General features: G+C 53.8%; 14 protein-coding genes and 5 tRNA genes. 3 read left to right on the top strand and 16 right to left on the bottom strand.

The genetic code is table 11. The annotated features are described in order from the left end of the window. Positions 1-221 precede the first annotated feature (221 nt). The 11 genes from LC093_RS03305 to LC093_RS03355 form a co-directional block, all read right to left on the bottom strand. Entirely contained in the window at positions 222-1,091 is an 870-nt protein-coding gene (locus LC093_RS03305) for an NAD(+) kinase (RefSeq protein ID WP_226662014.1), read from the bottom strand. A gap of 237 nt (positions 1,092-1,328) precedes the next feature. After that, complete coding sequence (locus LC093_RS03310) at positions 1,329-2,285, bottom strand: 1-aminocyclopropane-1-carboxylate deaminase/D-cysteine desulfhydrase (RefSeq protein WP_226662017.1); 957 nt, start codon at positions 2,283-2,285, stop codon at positions 1,329-1,331. A 26-nt stretch (positions 2,286-2,311) separates the two neighbouring features. Then, entirely contained in the window at positions 2,312-3,094 is a 783-nt protein-coding gene (locus LC093_RS03315) for an RES family NAD+ phosphorylase (protein ID WP_226662020.1), read from the bottom strand. Then, complete coding sequence (locus LC093_RS03320; protein ID WP_226662021.1) at positions 3,091-3,453, bottom strand: antitoxin Xre/MbcA/ParS toxin-binding domain-containing protein; 363 nt, start codon at positions 3,451-3,453, stop codon at positions 3,091-3,093. The genes LC093_RS03315 and LC093_RS03320 overlap by 4 nt, the downstream gene beginning before the upstream one ends. 454 nt (positions 3,454-3,907) lie before the next feature. Then, a tRNA-Asp gene (locus LC093_RS03325) sits at positions 3,908-3,984 on the bottom strand. Between the two features lie 46 nt (positions 3,985-4,030). Further along, positions 4,031-4,106, bottom strand: a tRNA-Val gene (locus LC093_RS03330). Positions 4,107-4,250: 144 nt separating this feature from the next. Further along, positions 4,251-6,644: a DUF6351 family protein gene (locus LC093_RS03335; protein WP_226662429.1), complete on the bottom strand. Its 2,394-nt coding sequence runs from the start codon at positions 6,642-6,644 to the stop codon at positions 4,251-4,253. 266 nt (positions 6,645-6,910) lie between these two features. Further along, positions 6,911-7,534, bottom strand: coding sequence for an adenylyl-sulfate kinase (gene cysC, locus LC093_RS03340; RefSeq protein ID WP_226662024.1), 624 nt, complete (start codon positions 7,532-7,534; stop codon positions 6,911-6,913). Positions 7,535-7,720: 186 nt separating this feature from the next. Next, a tRNA-His gene (locus LC093_RS03345) sits at positions 7,721-7,796 on the bottom strand. A gap of 177 nt (positions 7,797-7,973) precedes the next feature. Continuing rightward, positions 7,974-8,050: transfer RNA gene (locus tag LC093_RS03350), tRNA-Arg, on the bottom strand. A 17-nt stretch (positions 8,051-8,067) separates the two neighbouring features. Continuing rightward, a tRNA-Pro gene (locus tag LC093_RS03355) sits at positions 8,068-8,144 on the bottom strand. 273 nt (positions 8,145-8,417) lie between these two features. Here LC093_RS03355 and folD point away from each other — a divergent pair. Genes folD through LC093_RS03370 form a run of 3 tightly spaced genes read left to right on the top strand, consistent with a single transcriptional unit; the run spans position 8,418 to position 11,022 of the window. Beyond that, the gene (folD, locus tag LC093_RS03360) at positions 8,418-9,263 is read left to right on the top strand and encodes a bifunctional methylenetetrahydrofolate dehydrogenase/methenyltetrahydrofolate cyclohydrolase FolD (RefSeq protein WP_226662027.1); all 846 of its coding nucleotides are present in this window, start codon (positions 8,418-8,420) and stop codon (positions 9,261-9,263) included. Position 9,264: 1 nt separating this feature from the next. Beyond that, a complete protein-coding gene (gene rsuA / locus LC093_RS03365; protein WP_226662030.1) occupies positions 9,265-9,996 on the top strand; it encodes a 16S rRNA pseudouridine(516) synthase RsuA in 732 nt (243 codons plus the stop codon). A 6-nt stretch (positions 9,997-10,002) separates the two neighbouring features. Continuing rightward, complete coding sequence (locus LC093_RS03370; RefSeq protein ID WP_226662032.1) at positions 10,003-11,022, top strand: methyltransferase; 1,020 nt, start codon at positions 10,003-10,005, stop codon at positions 11,020-11,022. A 41-nt stretch (positions 11,023-11,063) separates the two neighbouring features. Here LC093_RS03370 and LC093_RS03375 read toward each other — a convergent pair whose 3' ends face one another. The 5 genes from LC093_RS03375 to LC093_RS03395 all read right to left on the bottom strand — a co-directional run bounded on the left by LC093_RS03375 (position 11,064) and on the right by LC093_RS03395 (position 17,150). Beyond that, a complete protein-coding gene (locus tag LC093_RS03375; RefSeq protein ID WP_226662037.1) occupies positions 11,064-11,519 on the bottom strand; it encodes a hypothetical protein in 456 nt (151 codons plus the stop codon). Positions 11,520-11,589: 70 nt separating this feature from the next. Continuing rightward, entirely contained in the window at positions 11,590-12,336 is a 747-nt protein-coding gene (locus tag LC093_RS03380; protein WP_226662040.1) for a spermidine synthase, read from the bottom strand. 6 nt (positions 12,337-12,342) lie between these two features. Next, a complete protein-coding gene (locus LC093_RS03385) occupies positions 12,343-12,819 on the bottom strand; it encodes a GAF domain-containing protein (RefSeq protein WP_226662043.1) in 477 nt (158 codons plus the stop codon). A 98-nt stretch (positions 12,820-12,917) separates the two neighbouring features. Continuing rightward, a complete protein-coding gene (locus tag LC093_RS03390) occupies positions 12,918-13,379 on the bottom strand; it encodes a hypothetical protein (RefSeq protein ID WP_226662046.1) in 462 nt (153 codons plus the stop codon). A gap of 141 nt (positions 13,380-13,520) precedes the next feature. Next, on the bottom strand, positions 13,521-17,150 hold the full coding sequence (locus LC093_RS03395) for an ATP-binding protein (protein WP_226662048.1): 3,630 nt from the start codon (positions 17,148-17,150) through the stop codon (positions 13,521-13,523). Positions 17,151-17,183: the final 33 nt, after the last annotated feature.

A 17,183-nucleotide genomic window follows, 5' to 3' on the forward strand; every position in this document is an offset into this window, starting at 1 on the left:
CAAAGAGGCAAAGGGACCAGCCATCTTTTTCCGACAACTCCTGACTTCCACAAAAAATAGATAATTACCTGGGCAGATGTAGAAAAAATAAACTCCATGGCTCAATAAAAATCATCGGTGAGCAGGTTTGCAAGGTTGGATATGGCTTGCGATTCAATTCTAAATACTTCTTTCGCAATATCCTGATACATATATTTTTTTCTTCCTTCAACTCTATATTTTTAGTTCAGCCAGCGAAGCTTAGACCGGCAAGTTTCGTAGAAGTTGTGATCGATAGGATGAATTAGCGTCAGTCGATGTGGCTTTTTATGAATTCGAATGACATCCCCAGGCTCAGTAATTACCTGATCGTGCCCATCACACGTTACATAAGAATGTTCGGTGTTGTGTTCACCAATAATGATTTTGAATTCACTACTACCCTCCACCACTATGGGACGACTACTAAGTGTGTGAGGGTTGAGCGGTACTACAACAATCGCATCCAGCTTTGGGTGCATAATTGGACCGCCACCAGAAAGTGCATATGCGGTTGATCCGGTAGGAGTAGACACAATCAAGCCATCGGAACGCTGCGTATAAACAAATTGCCCATCAATAAAAAGATCAAACTCAATCATGCGGATATATTCACCAGGGTGGATAACCACATCATTGAGAGATGAGCCTTTGCCAATTGGCTTCCCATCACGGGTGACTGACATATCCAACAGGAAACGGCTTTCGGCCATGTATTTGCCGGAAAGCACTTCGCCTACTTTTTGTTCGATTTCGTCAGGGGTAATATCCGTCAGGAATCCGAGGCGGCCACGGTTTATTCCCAGAAGTGGAACACTGAATTTGGCCAACGCCCTCGCAGCAGCCAGCAAGCTGCCATCACCACCAACAACAATAACCAAATCGCAGAGTTCGCCCAGCTTTTCTTTGCTGGACACCCTGGCCTTGTGGTCTACCACGTCGTTGGCGGTATTTTCCTCAAGCACGACGGAATATCCCTCGTGCTCGAGGAACGCCATCAAGCGCTTGAGCGACAGAACTGCACTATCACTTTCGGTTCGGCCTATCAGGCCGATATTCTGGAATTCCGACACCGCTCCCCCAAGGTGCCCGAACTAGGGCCAATACAGTTGGTTCACTTAACCTGGCGGAAAATCGTTTTTCTTTAAACCGCCACGAGCAACAATCTGGTTAATAATCAACCAGAACGATGCATGATGACAGGTGATTATGCCTGAGCACAATGTATGAGTCGAACGTAGGAAGCTCACGTGTTACAGAGGTCACAACATGACCATACAGGCTACTTATCAACCAGAAAGCAGCTTACCTTAACCCGTTTTTGTGACCCCCCTCCTTCCCTGCAAGCCCCCTGTATGCATCAAAAGGATGGCCTTTTGACATGACTCTTGCAGCAGACTCGTAGACCGGAGCCGCTGTGCCAACGCATAAAGCAACTTGGACGTATAGACATGGTCAAGCACCAGATTTACCTGCCTTTCCATTTGCTCCTGAAAGGTGACCAGCGCCTCACTGCTCTTACCATACCCACCGTGATGGCAGTCACCAATCAGTTCAAATTCTCGAGACTGTCGCCCCAAGGATGCCCATTTAGAGGCAGACTCCCCGATACTTTGCCCTGCATTTAGTACCGCTACGCCTACTGCCTTGGTGGTTTCAAGACCAGACGCCAGCGCCCCCAGGGTCAGGCCGGTGCCACAAGGAACCCAGCACTCTTCAAACGGCACCGGGCCGGTCTCCTGAATAACCTTGCCTAACAGCTGGACCCCTTGGGCCCCCTGACGATTTGCACCGCCCTCCGGAACAAACCAATAGTCTTCGGCGCACACCTTGCTTCTACGGCATGCGCTAGCCACGAAACCGGGCTCATGCCGCCTCCGGTAGTCAGCACGGGTCACAAACAGCAACTCCATACCAAATCGCTCGGCATCCTGCAGCATGGCGCTCAGCTCGGGAGGCCTTTGCCCCCGTATGATGCCGACGGTTTTAAAACCAAAGCGCTGCCCTGCTGCGGCAGTGGCGTGAATATGGTTGGACCAGGCACCACCACAGGTCACAATAGTGTTCCGACCCTCATCGCGCGCTTGTAGCAAGTTGTAAATTAATTTGTAGGCTTTATTGCCGGAGATCACGGGATCAATAAGATCATCCCGCCGCACCCAGAGATCAACTCCCGGGAATAGCTCGGACTGAATTTGCTGATAAGGAATGTTTCGAGCGGCATCATCAAATGCCTTGAGACTAAGCTCAGTAAGGTACCGGATCATATTACCGAAAGAGCTCTTAGGGATATTTATGCGGGCTGCGGCAATTGGCCGACTTCAAGGAAGCTTTCTCGCTGAAAGCTGATGGACTCTACCGTGTTGCCAGATTTCACCAAAAACGAGACACCCTCGATACTGGACTCGGCTGTCACTTCAGCCTCAATAGTGGGTGGGCGGCGCAGCAAAGCTTCAGGGCTAAACAGAGCCACATTGACACCATCGCCGCCGGTGGCCGGCAACTGTATCAGACCAGCTTTCAGAGCTCGGGCCGACAGCGTTTCCAACCCCTGAATCCCGCATTCCCGCATTTGCGCACCAACTCCCTGACAAAAACTGTATTGCGAAACATGTATTAGCTGCGGCCAGTGCTCCTGCCAGCCTTCACTCTGCAAGCGCACTCCAGGATTCGCACAGTATTTGGCAGAGAAAACCTGATGGTAACTGATCACAGGCTTGTCAGGCGCCTGAGACATGTCATTCAGAAACAAAAGCCTGTAGTAAGCCGCTTCAGCCAATACAGTAGCAACCGTTTTGCTGCCATAAAAGATACCGCTTTCCGCTTTGCCCCCAAACCGCGACCCCCAGGGTAGCGGAGGATAGCGAAATGGCGTGGCTAGCAGGTAATGAAGATGTTCACTACCGGGTAAGCGTGCAGGCTTACTCTGCTCCAGGAGATTCTCCAAGATTGCCTGTTTTTGCAGGCTGTCCACCAGGCTACTCGTCGCGACCTCTTCCTGAGATTCGATAATTCGGTATAAACGACCAATGAGACGAGTCGCAGAATTACGGATTTTGCCCCTCAGATCGATCAAACCTTGCCCCGCATCGCATCCAGATACGTAACAACACGTACCAGACCGTCTATACGACAGGCAAGCTCTTTGGGAATGCCATTCAGTGCACGATTGGCCGTGGCGAACCAGATTCTGGCCCCCTCTTCCCCCCCCATCAATACGAAGGCAGAGCGGTAAACGCGCACCAGCAACAGCGCCAGCTGTCCCTCAGCACTCTGAGGCTCCAAACCATTTCTTCGGCGCAGAGTGCGGTCATCCAGATGGATGATTTCACTGAGTTCTGTCTTTTTTAGACCGAGGTGATTGGCGGCATTTAGAACTGCCTCCAGCAGAACCTGATCTTCAGTAACTTGCGGAGTGTGGGCCGGACTTGCCATTTTTGCCTCCCATACCGGGGCGGTTTGGACATTTGACCAAAATATAACTAGGAAGTGGACATTTGGCAAGTTGGCGATGCCCTCCCGACAAGACAGCCTGACAAAATGAAGCAGGTCTTCAGAGGAGGAAAAGCTGGCTCAAGCCAACTGCGGGGAGCGGCTGATTCGCGACTTTGCCAGCCACCCTTCGAGAACCTTGCGGAGCCTAGAATTGCCGCGCAATTTATTCGGACCTGAGTTCTTGCATTCAGACTAAGCCATATACGAAAAAGGCCCACACTTTCGTGTGTCTTTCGGTATTCGGACGGGACTGATTCGCGGCTCTGCCGCTCACCCTTCGGGCGCCTGGCGGCGTCTCAAATTGCTGGCGCAATTTGATCGAACGGGGGTTCTTGCACGCCGATCAGCCACATACGAAAAAGGCCCACACTTTCGTGTGAGCCTTTTTCGTATGTGGCGGACCGGACGGGACTCGAACCCGCGACCTCCGGCGTGACAGGCCGGCATTCTAACCAACTGAACTACCGGTCCGCGGTAGTGCATCTCTCTATTTGCTCCTCTCTCGAAGAGGGAGAGATGGTGGGTGGTACAGGGGTCGAACCTGTGACCTACGCCTTGTAAGGGCGCCGCTCTACCAACTGAGCTAACCACCCAATCTTTTCGCTTATGGGCTGTGCCCCCTGAGCGAGGCGCATAATACCGAACTCCAAATTTGTGTCAACAATTTTCGCGCCAGATTTTACAAACTCTTTCTGCTCTTGTCCGGTAGCGCCATCAAACCTACGCTCACCAACAGCTCAATCCCGGGGCGCCTCCGGGTCAGGTTTTATAGAAACAGGCGTAGCTAACGCCTCTCTACCTTCACCTTCAACTGGCTCCGCCGCGACCTGCTCCACGGGCTGCCTGTAATCGACATTCACCTCGTGCCCTGCAACCGTAATAGTCCCCCTGCGAGGAAATAGAGGACCTTTAGGGCTTCCCATACCTGGTTCGTTGTAATTACACACCCCATCCGGGAATACCCGGCGCAGATCATCTACTCGATCAATAATTGCAGATGTAGCCACACCGTAGACACCCTTGGCGATTGCGCGCTCAACGGGTTGCAACGCACACTTAAAGACATCCCCGGTAATCGGGCCTCCAGCCATTTGCCTGGATGTACTGTAGATTGGAAAATGTGCCATGCAAGCCCCGATCGGCTGATGATTCCACTGACCATTCCATACACTTTTACCTGCCGCTATCACATTTCCCTGGTCATCGAAGCAGCGGTCTGTAGCCTCAACAGGACGATTCCCCGCCACACCACGCTCAGGATGATCCGCAATCTTTTGCATCCAGTGATCAATGATATCCAGGGCCTCGTCAATGGGGTTGTAGGCTTTATTACTAACCCAGATCAACTGATTGTCCGAGTGTCCTCGGGCCCGCTTGATCCGCTCCCGGGTGACAAACGAAGCAAGGCTATGGTGCATATCCAGTTCGCCCTCAAGGTAATGGCGCACGTCCACAATAGGAATTTCTACGTCTCCAAGAAAAACATGGCCCGAGCGATAAATTCCACGGATCGCCTCCAGGCTTGCCGCGCTTCGACGCGCCGGGTTATCGAGACTACCCAGGTTCATATTCTGCTCGCTCCAAACCGATAACTTTATCGGAAACACATCGCCATTCATGAACCAAAGGTTTTCACCGCCCTGCTCTGTAGGCGCCTTCCAGCCCCCAATGGTCGCATTAAGCTTAAGAAATTCGTCCACTCCCAAATTCCCCTGCTGCAACGCAACCAGACCATACTGAACGCCCTGATTGTCCCAGGCGCTATTGGCATACCCATTACGGCCCGAGCCATAGAATGGCCTCAGATCTTCCCAGTGGGTCCAATGGGTTTTGCGAGCTACGTCATCGGCAAAACTTTTGCTGAAGTGAACAAAATTCGGGTTGTTAACCAGTGGCACCAAGCCACGCCAACCCTGCACACATTCGGAAGCCCCGTCAGCAATATCCCGGTACCGCCCATCGAGCAAGCTCGCGGCTTTTTCGAGAACAGCAAAGCGGTGATCGAAATCTTTATGAGCCGCTAACCCCAACACTGGTGTTCTGGCCGTAACGTCTTGCCATCGGGGATTGTCGACATCCACAACATCAAAAAAATATTCCAGCGGCTCACAATCAAAGACATAAATAGTCTGACTGACCATGTCAGGATAAGAATACAGGGGCAAGGCCGCATCAATAACCCCAGGTGCATTCTGAGCAATCAGATATTGCTGGATCGCGCCACCGGACCCGCCAATGCCAACCGTATATAGAGGTTCGTCATAGAGCGCTTCAAATTGTTTTTTCAATCTCCGCGCGGTGTCTTCTGCCAGCCAAATGTTGTAGTGATTGCTGGTCTGATTTGCCGTGGAATATACAATCGCATACCCTCTCGCCAACTGATCTTCCCGGCGCTCTATAATTGCACTCTTACCTATATTTCCCTGGCGCCGCCCAACCCCGACACCACCACGAAATTGATAGATCAGGCGCCGATTCCAATTGCTGGTGTTCGGCGCTTCCGCCGTCTCTCCACTACCACGCAGGGCGGCAATTGCGTAGAAAAAACGATTGATCGTCCCCGTCTCCAGGCGCACAACAAAGTCTGTCGTCTTTCCGTTGACCGTGACCTGATCAATATCTCCCACCGCTTCCTGAAGCGGGCGAAATTTTCCGTCCCTCGCACTGCGATAAAAATAGGACACTGCGGTCTTGTGACTGCAGTCCCGGCTATAACCGACTATTTCATCGGTCTGCTTTCCCTCACCATCCAAAGCAAAGACCGGAATCCCCTCACCCTCGTGGTTATCCACCAAAGGCTGCAGGCCAGTGACATCGTTGTCTCCGCACAGGAACGGGTAGGTCGAAGGGCCGGAAAAAAGGGTCTCAACCGGACCGGTTGCACCAATAGCGATAGGAAACGGGAAATATTCTGCCGGGCGCCCGGATTTGCGGGGGTGCTCACCACTGTAAGCGGCGATCGGCTCATGGTTCAGAGCACCTTCCGGGACCCCTAGCACAGGAGCCTTCGGGACACCCGGAATTCTCGGAAGCTTCTCGTATCCATACCAGCCCCCCACTGCAACAAGCAACGCCACAGACACCGTCACCGCAGAGAGAATCCTTGCTCTCCAAGACATATTCGCCTCCATCAAAATACAGATCCCTGTATCGGCACCGGAGTGATCCTGCCGCTACTGATTCAGTATATGTGTCGCGATGGAAATCGTTGGCGAGATGGCGGAAGAGACAACTTCAAGAAATGACTGCACACTAAAACAGTCTAAAATCCAGGCCGGATATTATTTATCGGAAGGGAGAAAAAGAAGTAGAGCTCGAGGCAAATGAGGTAAAAGCACAAGTACCCAGCATTGCCGGATCATCGTTGCGATGATCCGGCAATTGAAGCAACACTACCTTAAACGATAATGCCACGCTCCTGCAGGGACTTGATGACCGCCTCGACTTCATCTTCCAGCGTCATCTTGTCGGTGCGCAAGTGCAACTCAGGGCTGACTGGCGCTTCATAAGGATCATCAATACCCGTGAAACCACGGATCTCGCCGGCCCGCGCCTTCTTGTACAGGCCTTTCGGGTCACGCGCCTCCGCCGCCTCAAGCGAACAATCAATGTAAACCTCCATGAACGGAAGGTCACTTTCTTCGTGCATCTTGCGCACCAGAGCGCGATCATCGAAGTAAGGGCTGATAAAGCTACTCAATACCACCACACCAGTGTCGGCGAACAGGCGGGAGATCTCACCCACTCGACGGATATTTTCCTGGCGATCTTCCGCAGAGAAGCCCAAATTGGAATTGATACCATGACGGATATTATCGCCATCGAGGCGGTAGCTCAGCACACCACGGGCAGCCAAAGCTTTCTCAACCGCTACAGCAACAGTACTCTTACCTGAACCGGAAAGGCCTGTGAACCACAAGGTCACACCTTTGTGTCCAAGCATCGCCGCGCGGTCACCGCGACTGATATCACCGTCGTGCCAATGAATATTGGTTGCTTTGCGTTCAGCTACTTCCGTCACTATTTATCCCCTAATCAATATAGAAAAGCGCCACCCAGCAAGTCCCCCTAACTGGAAAGCTATAAAATTAGCGCCATTATCCTTGAAAGTCCCGACACAGGTAAAGGTGACCACTAGAACAAATCGCATGAAGAAACAAAAAACCCGGCATATAGCCGGGTTTTAGGGACCAGTAAAGGTCGTATATGGGGTGGCCGACGGGTTTCGAACCCGCGACCTCAGGAGCCACAATCCTGTGCTCTACCAACTGAGCTACGGCCACCATAAAGAGGTAATCAGCGTCTTGTGGCAACACTGCTTGCCTGGCGATTTTGCCAGACCTAGCCAAACTGCCTGAGGCAGCTTTATCACCAGACTAGCTGATGAACGGATAGTCATGCGCTTGCTAGCCCGCTGCAGACTCTCACAACCTTGCCGAACACATAGCCACTATGAATAATGGCACGCCCGGCAGGACTCGAACCTGCGACCATCCGCTTAGAAGGCGGATGCTCTATCCAGCTGAGCTACGGGCGCTTGAAAACCCGGCAAATTGGTCGGGGCAGAGGGATTCGAACCCCCGACATCCTGCTCCCAAAGCAGGCGCGCTACCAGACTGCGCTATGCCCCGTTTCTCGTTTCAGAAGGTCGCCCCCCTGTTGGAGAGCGCGCATATTACTTACGCCCCCATAGGCTGTCAACGCCGCTAAGCTATTATTTTTAAAGAATTTTTAAAATAGCTCATCCTTTAATCAGATTGTTGACTGAATAGGGAAATTGTTCGCGGCCTGTGCGAAAATAGCGTCCTTTCATTAAGCTTCGCAACCAACCCCTACCAAGTCGCGCACTTGCACCATAAATCGCTGCAGGTGGCCGGCTTTATGATCAAGTTGAGTAAACTCCTATGTCTGCATTGGTTCTGGACGGAAAAGCCCTGGCTCAGAAAACTGAAGAGGAACTGTCCACGCGGGTCGCTGCCCTTAAAGAGAAGAGCGGCGGCCAGACCCCGATTCTTGCCACTATTCTAGTTGGCGATGACCCCGCATCCGCTACGTACGTAAAAATGAAAGGCAATGCCTGTCGCCGTATTGGTATGGATTCCCTGCAAGTGGAACTCCCCTCCTCCACGTCCACAGAGCAATTACTCGACAAGATTGCCGAGCTTAATGGTAACCCCAACGTACACGGGATCCTTCTCCAGCACCCGGTACCCGAGCAAATTGACGAACGCGCCTGTTTTGACGCCATCGCTCTGGATAAAGACGTGGACGGCGTAACCTGCCTGGGCTTTGGCCGCATGGCCATGGGTGAAGAGGCCTACGGCTGTGCTACCCCTAAAGGGATCATGCGTCTGCTGGAAGCCTACAATATTCCTTTGGAAGGCAAGCACGCAGTCGTAGTCGGTCGCAGCCCCATTCTCGGCAAACCGATGGCGGCCATGCTGCTGAACGCTAACGCGACCGTGACCATCTGCCACTCTCGCACACAGAACCTGGCTGATCATATCCGCCAGGCGGATATCGTAGTCGGTGCAGTGGGCCGCCCGGAGTTCATCAAGGCTGAGTGGATCAAAGATGACGCTGTCGTAGTCGACGCCGGTTATCACCCCGGTGGTGTTGGGGACATCGAGCTCGCGCCACTTGTTGACCGTGTAGCAGCCTACACGCCAGTGCCCGGTGGTGTTGGCCCCATGACCATCAATACCCTGATTTATCAATCCGTAGACTCAGGTGAACGCAAGATTGGCTAACATGAAAAGCTTGCGACTGGACAAACTGGTCAGTCAGGTCACCGATCTTTCCCGTGCAGAAGTAAAACGTGCGGCCCGACAGGGTCGCATTTCTGTCAATGGTGAAGTCGTTGAAGATCCGGCACAGAAAGTCCTCGAATCAGATGATGTTGCACTGGACGGAGACTCCCTGCAGGAGCCCGGCCCGCGATACTTCATGCTCAATAAACCACTCGGATATGTCTGCGCTACGAAAGACAGCGAGCACCCGACAGTACTCGATCTGATCGACGAGCCCAACAAGCAGAAACTGCACATTGCCGGCCGCCTCGACATTGATACGACCGGCCTCGTCCTGATTACCGATGATGGCCAGTGGTCACACCGTATCACTTCACCGCGCCACCACTGTGAAAAGACCTATTACGCCCTGCTGGCCGAAGGCATCGATGACAGCGCAATCGAGAAGTTTGCCAAGGGGATCTGGCTGAACAACGAGAAAAAGCGCACCAAACCCGCCAAGCTCGAAATCCTGTACCGCAACGAAGTCCGGATTACGATCAGCGAGGGCCGTTACCACCAGGTCAAGCGCATGTTTGCAGCGCTGGATAATCGCGTACTGGAACTCCACCGTGAGCGCGTCGGAGATATCGTGCTGGACGAAGATCTGCCTGAGGGAGAATACCGGGCCCTCACCAGCGAGGAAATCAGCGGCATGAACGCTGGTTCGGATACAGGCTCACAGGAAAGTTAACGCACGATGCTCGCCCTACTTTCCCGCCTGGTTTCCCAGGCTTCGGATAAGACCCTCTGGATTGCCGATGAAAATAGCAAGCCACTATTACAACGCGGCCTGACCTATCGCGGCGCACTGCTCAGCAACCGCTGGGATATCGTAAAGCAGGCGCAAGCCTGTGGGATCAAGTCACACTTCAGTGACTTTGATCTCGCCGCCTGCTCCCAAGACGTTCAGCAGATTATTTACCCGGTATCCAAAGAGAAAGCCGCCGTTCACCACGTCATCAATGCCGCAGCAACTACGTTGCCTGTTGGCGGTGAACTCGTTCTGCTCGGTGAAAAAAGCAGCGGAATCAAAACCTACGCGCAAAAGGCCGCGCAGCGCTGCCAGACAGCAAAAAACCTCCAGAAACACGGTAATGAGTATCTGAGCATTTCCACCGTAAACCCTGAGAGTGCAAATGGTGTCGCACTGGATGACAGTGATTACCTGACCCTGCAACAACCGGCGGCGCTCGGTGGCCTGTACTCCAAACCGGGGCAATTTGGCTGGAACAAAGTCGATGTCGGCAGCGCACTACTTGCAGAACACTTTCCGTCTTCCCTGCCTGAAGGTCAGGCAAACATCGTAGATCTCGGTTGTGGATACGGTTACCTGAGCGCACGTATCGCGCAACTTGGCGACTACAGGATTACCGCGACGGACAACAATGCTGCCGCTTTGCGTTCCTGCGCGGAAAACTTTGAGAAGCTGGACATAAAGGGCAATGTATTACCCGGAGATGCCGGGTCAGAGATCCCAGCCAACAGTGCAGACTTGGTGATCTGCAACCCGCCATTTCACCAGGGCTTCCAGGTAGAAGGTGATCTTACAGACCGTTTCCTGGAACAGGCAGCAAGAATCCTGCGCCCGCAGGGTAAGGCACTGTTCGTGGTGAACGAGTTCATTCCGCTTGGCAAGAAAGCACAGCGCTTTTTTTCCACGTCAGAGTGTCTGGAAAAATCGAAGGGTTTCTGTATCTACAGACTGACGAAGCAGTGAGTCTGAAACAACCAATGGATCATTAGCAAATCGAATACGGGCTAATAATCGCGCAGATTAAACAGATTCATGGAAAGCGTGTGCTCTTCCAACTCCTCAAGTTCAAGCAGACGCTCCAGGGCGTGCTTTGCGGAGGGAGTATCGACACCATGAAGCAGGTCCCGGTACTGATCCGCCAGGTAAATTTCTATTTCCATCGCTACCTGGCCGATGGCTTCGACATCGCGAATATCGAGATTGCGCAGCCGCTGCAGAAACTCGGGTTCTCGCCCCTCGGGTGCAAATTGCACCCAGGTGTGCAGGGCGCCTTCACCAATATCCTGGCGAAAGTTTTCCAGCGTATGAATCATGGACTCCTCTCGCCGCTTCAACTGATCCAGCAGCAAGCTGGCGCGCTCGTCCGCCGCCAACTGTTCAAACTCTTCGTACTGCTGGCTTAACTTCGAGTGGAACTCCCTCCCCTCCTGAATCACATCCTCCAAGGTTTTGTAGCGCATCAACGAATCCCGGGAAAACAACTGCCTAAAATCAGTATAGACTCAGGGATCGATAACACGCCAACCAAAATCACCGTAAGGGGCGAAGACGCGATTCCAGCCTGCGCTGGGGATTCTCCGGGTTCAAAGGTGCAGGAGCCCGACTGGTTAGCGCCCGTCGACTCAAACCCTGACGACTAAATATACCGATGCAGTTGTTGTAACCCGGGTGCTCGGCCGTCCAGCAACCCTTTAATTGCTGCCGAATGGCTCCCGTTCGCCAACCGCTCTGCAGCAGCTCTTTCCTACTGGCAAAGTTGCTTACCAGTAGGCCTGTCGTATTAAGTAACCCCAGAAGCTTGCCACACCAGGTAATATCTGCGTCGATTGCCCGGGCGGCAATACCATCGACATGACCGAACAGGTCATCAATTACCAGATCGAAACGGGCGCTTTCCGCCAGTGCCAATTGGTCATCCACAAACACACGCGCATCAGCACACTCAAGTCTCGCCCCTTTGACACCAAAGAAACGCCGGGCCACATGCAGATGATTGCGATCGATATCAACGCCGACGATCTCTTCCGGCGCCAGGAATTGCTGGATCAGTCGGATGACTGCCCCACCGCCGACCCCCAGAACCAATACTCGCCGAATCTGCTCAGCGGGCACAAAGAAGGCCGGCAACAATAACAGCTCCCACAATGACCCCTTCAGGGGGTCACGGGGATTCCACTGGGAGTGGAAAACCCCGTTGCTATACAGCCGAACACTCGCACCGTGTGTGCGAACCTCATAACAGCTTTCCGCCGTCTGTTTTTGCCAGAGCAGAGCCATTGAGCCTCAATCAGTAGGTAGATCGCTGAGTTCGAGCAGAGTACGGGCAAAGGCTTCTATCCCCGCCAGGTCTGCCTCATCAAAGCGCCCGACTGTCGGGCTGTCGATATCCAGCACACCGAGACAATGTTCACCACTGTACAGCGGAACCACAACCTCCGACGCAGACACCGCATCACAGGCAATGTGCCCCGGAAATTCGTGTACATCTTCAACCAATTGAGACTGACCGGTCGCGACAGCCGTACCGCAAACGCCCTTACCTACCGGTATACGTGTACAGGCAGGCTTACCCTGAAAGGGGCCAAGCCCCAACTCTTCACCACGCAGGAAATAAAACCCTGCCCAGTTAATGTCTGGCAGCTCCATAAAGAGCAGCGCACTGGCATTGGCAGTATTGGCCAGCCAGTCGCGCTCATCCGACAGCAAACCGGTCAGTTGCGCACACAGGGAGTCATAAAATGGGGAAAGCGCTGTAGCCATAAAGAGCACCAATAAAAACCAAAAGCCAAAAACGAAGAACCCGCGAAAACTCGCGGGCTCTTTATAGGCGATCGTAGGATGAAGTCAAATATCAGTGTTCACTGATACGGATCAGTCACTGGCTCGTCAGTGCCACCGGACTGCGACTCGTAAGTTTCAGCATCTACCGTGGGTTTCGCCCACTCACTCTCTTCCGGACTCTCGCCACGGCCGTGAATAGCTGGCGTACTGACGGTAACATCACCAACCGAAAACTCCTGGGACTTCCTGGCCGACTGCGGTGCAGGCCGGCTGACAGGGGCAGATGGATTAGTGTCTACCTTGCTGTGCAGTACCCGGTTGGCAACCGCGCCAAGATTCGGCCGGCGGCGCTCCGCCAGCTTTACCGCTTCCAGCTCGGCATTCAGCCGGTTAATTTCCGCCTGCATATCGCCCACTTTGGCCTGTAGATCGGTGATCTGTGTCAGCACCCCTTTTACTTTACGGCTTTCCTGCTCATAAAGCACAGCAGCTCCGCCAAAAGCCAGCGCGAAAACAACCAAAATCGAAAACTGACGCATCCAAGCCTCCCCTGCTCAAGTGCAAATCAACTAGAAAGTAACATATCCCGACGAATTCTACCGGAACACAGGCTATGTTCCGCGAACTAGCGCGGAAAACGCAAGTACAAAGCGTGACCAGAAATATGATTACCGGCTGACCTATGCCTCTTCAAGCAGTTCCAGAAAGTCCAGGTTCGCCTGCTGCCTGATCATGCGACGGTGGTTCGCCCACAGCTCTGCAATTTTTTCCTGGTTGCAGATCTTGCGATCCACATATACCCGGGTATTCAACTCACCCACCGGGGTCGGGCTCGGACACTTGCTGAATACAAATTGGTTGGAGATAAGGTCCATGAATGGACCGGATTTGCTGCTGGGCATAATGAACAGCAGCTGCAAGCCCAGCGTCTCCGTCAGATACCGGATCACTTCACGTGATCGCGACTCATCCATTTTCGAGAACGCCTCATCCACCAGCACCATCTTCAAGTGGCTATTGCCATCATTGAAACGGAACGCCGAGGTAACCGCCGCTGAGCGGATGATGTAAGCTGGCGTTTCCAGCTGACCGCCCGAACCCGTGCCGTACTGGCTCAGTGCAATCGGCTCCTTACCTTCCGGCTCCTTGTAGATCTCATAGTTGCGATAATTGCGGTAGTCACTGATTCTGTCCAGCTCGCGGCGAGCCACCTGCTCGTCTTCGCTCAGCAGCATATTCAGCAATCGATCGCGAACCTTCTGGTATTTCGGCGCAAGCTCCGCATCGAACAGGCTCTGCTCTTCCCCCAGGTTCGGCAGGTCAATCACCGCTTTAAAGAAGCCCCAGTACTCCTTGAATTCCGGTACCCAACGGTAATCGAAGCGGAAACGCTCACGATCGGCACCAAATCGATGGTGCTCCAGCTCCAGGTTCAAGTCGTCCAGTACCCGTTTACCATCGTTAATGGACTGGTAAATGGCGTGGCACAAGTGCGTCACAAATGTGGTATTGAAGGACTTTTTCAACCCCTGCAATTGTTCATGGCGCTCCACCAACAAGTTATTTTTCAGCCGGTTACGCAGTGACGTCAATTGATCGACCAAGCGGCAAACGAGCTTGAATTGCCCCTCGTTATGCCCACTGGCGAAATCCGGATCAAATGACAGCGTGTCGCCGGCGCTGCAATTACTGTTGTAGTGCATTACGCCGTTCAGCAACTGGTGGCTATATTTCTGCAGCAAGCCTTGCCATTCAACAATATCCTGGGAGAAGTCGAAACTGTCCCCAGCCCCTGCCGCCTGCTCGTCGGCCCGCGCAAGTACAGCCTCCGAATCAAAATCCGGGGCAAGCTGGCCAATCCTCTGTACCGCCGCCTCGCTATCCGAAAGAGACTCGTCCAGGCTGTCCAATTGGGCACTGAGCGCTTTCAGGGTTTTCTCAACGTTTTCCAGATCACGCTCAAGCTTACCTTCCTGCTTCTGCAGTGCTGCCTGTTGCTGCCGCTCGGCCTCCAGCTTGTCGAGCAATTCATTCGCCTGTTGCTCAAGCTCGATGCCGTCCTGCAAATCAAGGTTGGCGAGAGCCTGCTCGGCGCTGCGCCACTGGCGCTGCGCCGCAAGCGCAGCGTCTACCGGCTCGAGCAGTTTTAGCGGCTCCAGACTGCGTACCGCCGTCGCGAGTTTGCGTATTTGCTGCTGCTGCCCGTTAACCTGACCTGCCTCTTCCAGCAGGTGCTCCAGAGCTTTCTGCTGTGCTGCCAGTGCACGTGCGCGGGCGCCCTGACCAAAGACCAGTTCACCATCATCAATATCACAGCGCCACATGCTGTAGTTACCACTGGCGAGCCCTTCCGGGGTCAAACCACGGCGGGTACTCTTCAGCACATCCGCACCCGCCACCTGAAGAACGGAGCCATAGGACGCTCGTAAATAGTACTCGGCGGTCTTGTGACTGAAAGACATCAGCTCAACTATCGAATCCCCCGGCGTATCCAGCCGTTCCGCATCCCGGCGAGCCTTGTCGCCCTGAATGACCCGGGCACGATTGCTGCGGCCCGGCATGGCGCGCACGATGCGGATAGCCTCTGCCTCGTAGTCCGGATCGACAATAATCGAAAAGCGCGCACCCCCGAGGTAACCCTCAATGGCCATCTGCCAGCGGTCCTCAAGCACCTCTACGAAATCGCACAGCACCTGGGGCTCAGCCTGCGGACACTGTTCGCGTATGGCCGAAAGGGCCTGATCCACGTATTGCGGGTAGCGCACACGATTGGATTGCAGGTGCTGGATACGAGCCTCCTGGGTATGCAATTGCTTCTGCAGCTGCTGGACTTTCAGCTCCCCCCGAGAAACCAGTTCCGCCACCTGTTCTTTTAACGTCGGGCGCCCGGACTCCGACTCCAACAGCAGCTCAACCAATCGGTTCTGTACAGTTTCGGCAGCCGCCACCTGCTCTCGCAGGGACTCCTGTGCCGAAAGGTCGATCCAGTCCTTACCTAAAAGTCCCTGCACTTCCGGCAGGTCGTCCGCACGAGCGACTCCCTTGATGGATTTAACCAGTCCTTTATCGCTCAGAACCGGCAGCTCCAGACTGGCTGATGTGCTGCTCAGCAAACCCAGCAACTCATCCGCCGCCGAGCGGTTCGCGGCAAATACGCGGTGCTGTGCCGACAGGGGCGCACCTAGCGCGGATAGTTCGCGCTGGGCCAGCGAAATTTTCTGGCCGAGTTCATCTTTGCTGCGCAGTGCGGCAATACCCTGGCGCTGTGCCTGAATGGAAACCAGCTGCTCGTTCAGGTCGCGGCTGCGGTTTTCCGCCTGCTGCAGCTCCTGCGCAGTACGCGCAAGTTCGGCCCGGGTATCCTTTTGCCGATTTTTACCTTCTAGATACGTTTTCTGGACGCGCAATTGCTGGTGCTTGGCCTGCAGGTACTCCTGGATACGCAGCTGTTGCCACTGATCGGTATACAGGTCTGCGGACTCAGCAATTTTCTGCAGCGCACCTACCCGTTCGACAATCTCTCGCGCTTCCTGCTCCATGCCGTGAATCGTCTTCATCAGCTCGGAAACAGAGCGGATGGCATCGCCGAGATCGCGCTTCTCGAGCACTTCCTGGGCTACAAAATCATTGATACTTTTTACCGGCTTGTACGCCATAAAGTTGGCGAATGTTCGTGCAGCATGCATCGCCTCCCGGTCTGGTACCGCGTCCTTGCGCCCCCTGAAGGCGCCGTACAAACGGCGCAGGTAGGCTTTCTTTTTGTCGTACTGCTCTACCTTGTCAAACTGTTTGCTTGCAATACTGTAGAACTTGTCCAGCGGCAGTAAATGCTTGCCATCCTTGTATTCCTTGACGAAGTCACCAATTGCCAGTTGTTCGCCGGGCAAAATGAAAAACTTGAGAAGGTCCTGGCGTGCCTGCGCAGGCTTGCTGCTGGTATCCAGGTGGGCCCGTATCGCCATGATTGCGGCAAATGGCTCACCGTCTTCCCCTTCAGTGGGAAAAAAGTTACCCGCGATATAACAATCTGTCGGTTGCAGACGCGCATAGCTGCCGTCGTCACAACCAAGCACATACGACGCCAGTGTTCGTACCTGCTTGCCGCCGCGGCCGCGCTGGGTGGTTTCATCCTGGCCAGGGTTGAACGTGAACAGCGTATCGTGGGCCGCCGTCATTAAAGTCTGTATCGCATCCGCGGCCGTTGTTTTACCGGAACCGTTGCCACCGGAAAACAGGTTGATGGGGCCGAACTCATATTCGAGTTGCGGAATATTGCCCCAGTTTATGAGGATGAGTTTTTTCAGAAACATGCGACTTCCGCGTGTTCAACAGGTGGATTGATT

The sequence above is a fragment of the Microbulbifer aggregans genome (assembly GCF_020524005.1).
Classification (GTDB): Bacteria; Pseudomonadota; Gammaproteobacteria; order Pseudomonadales; family Cellvibrionaceae; genus Microbulbifer; species Microbulbifer aggregans_A.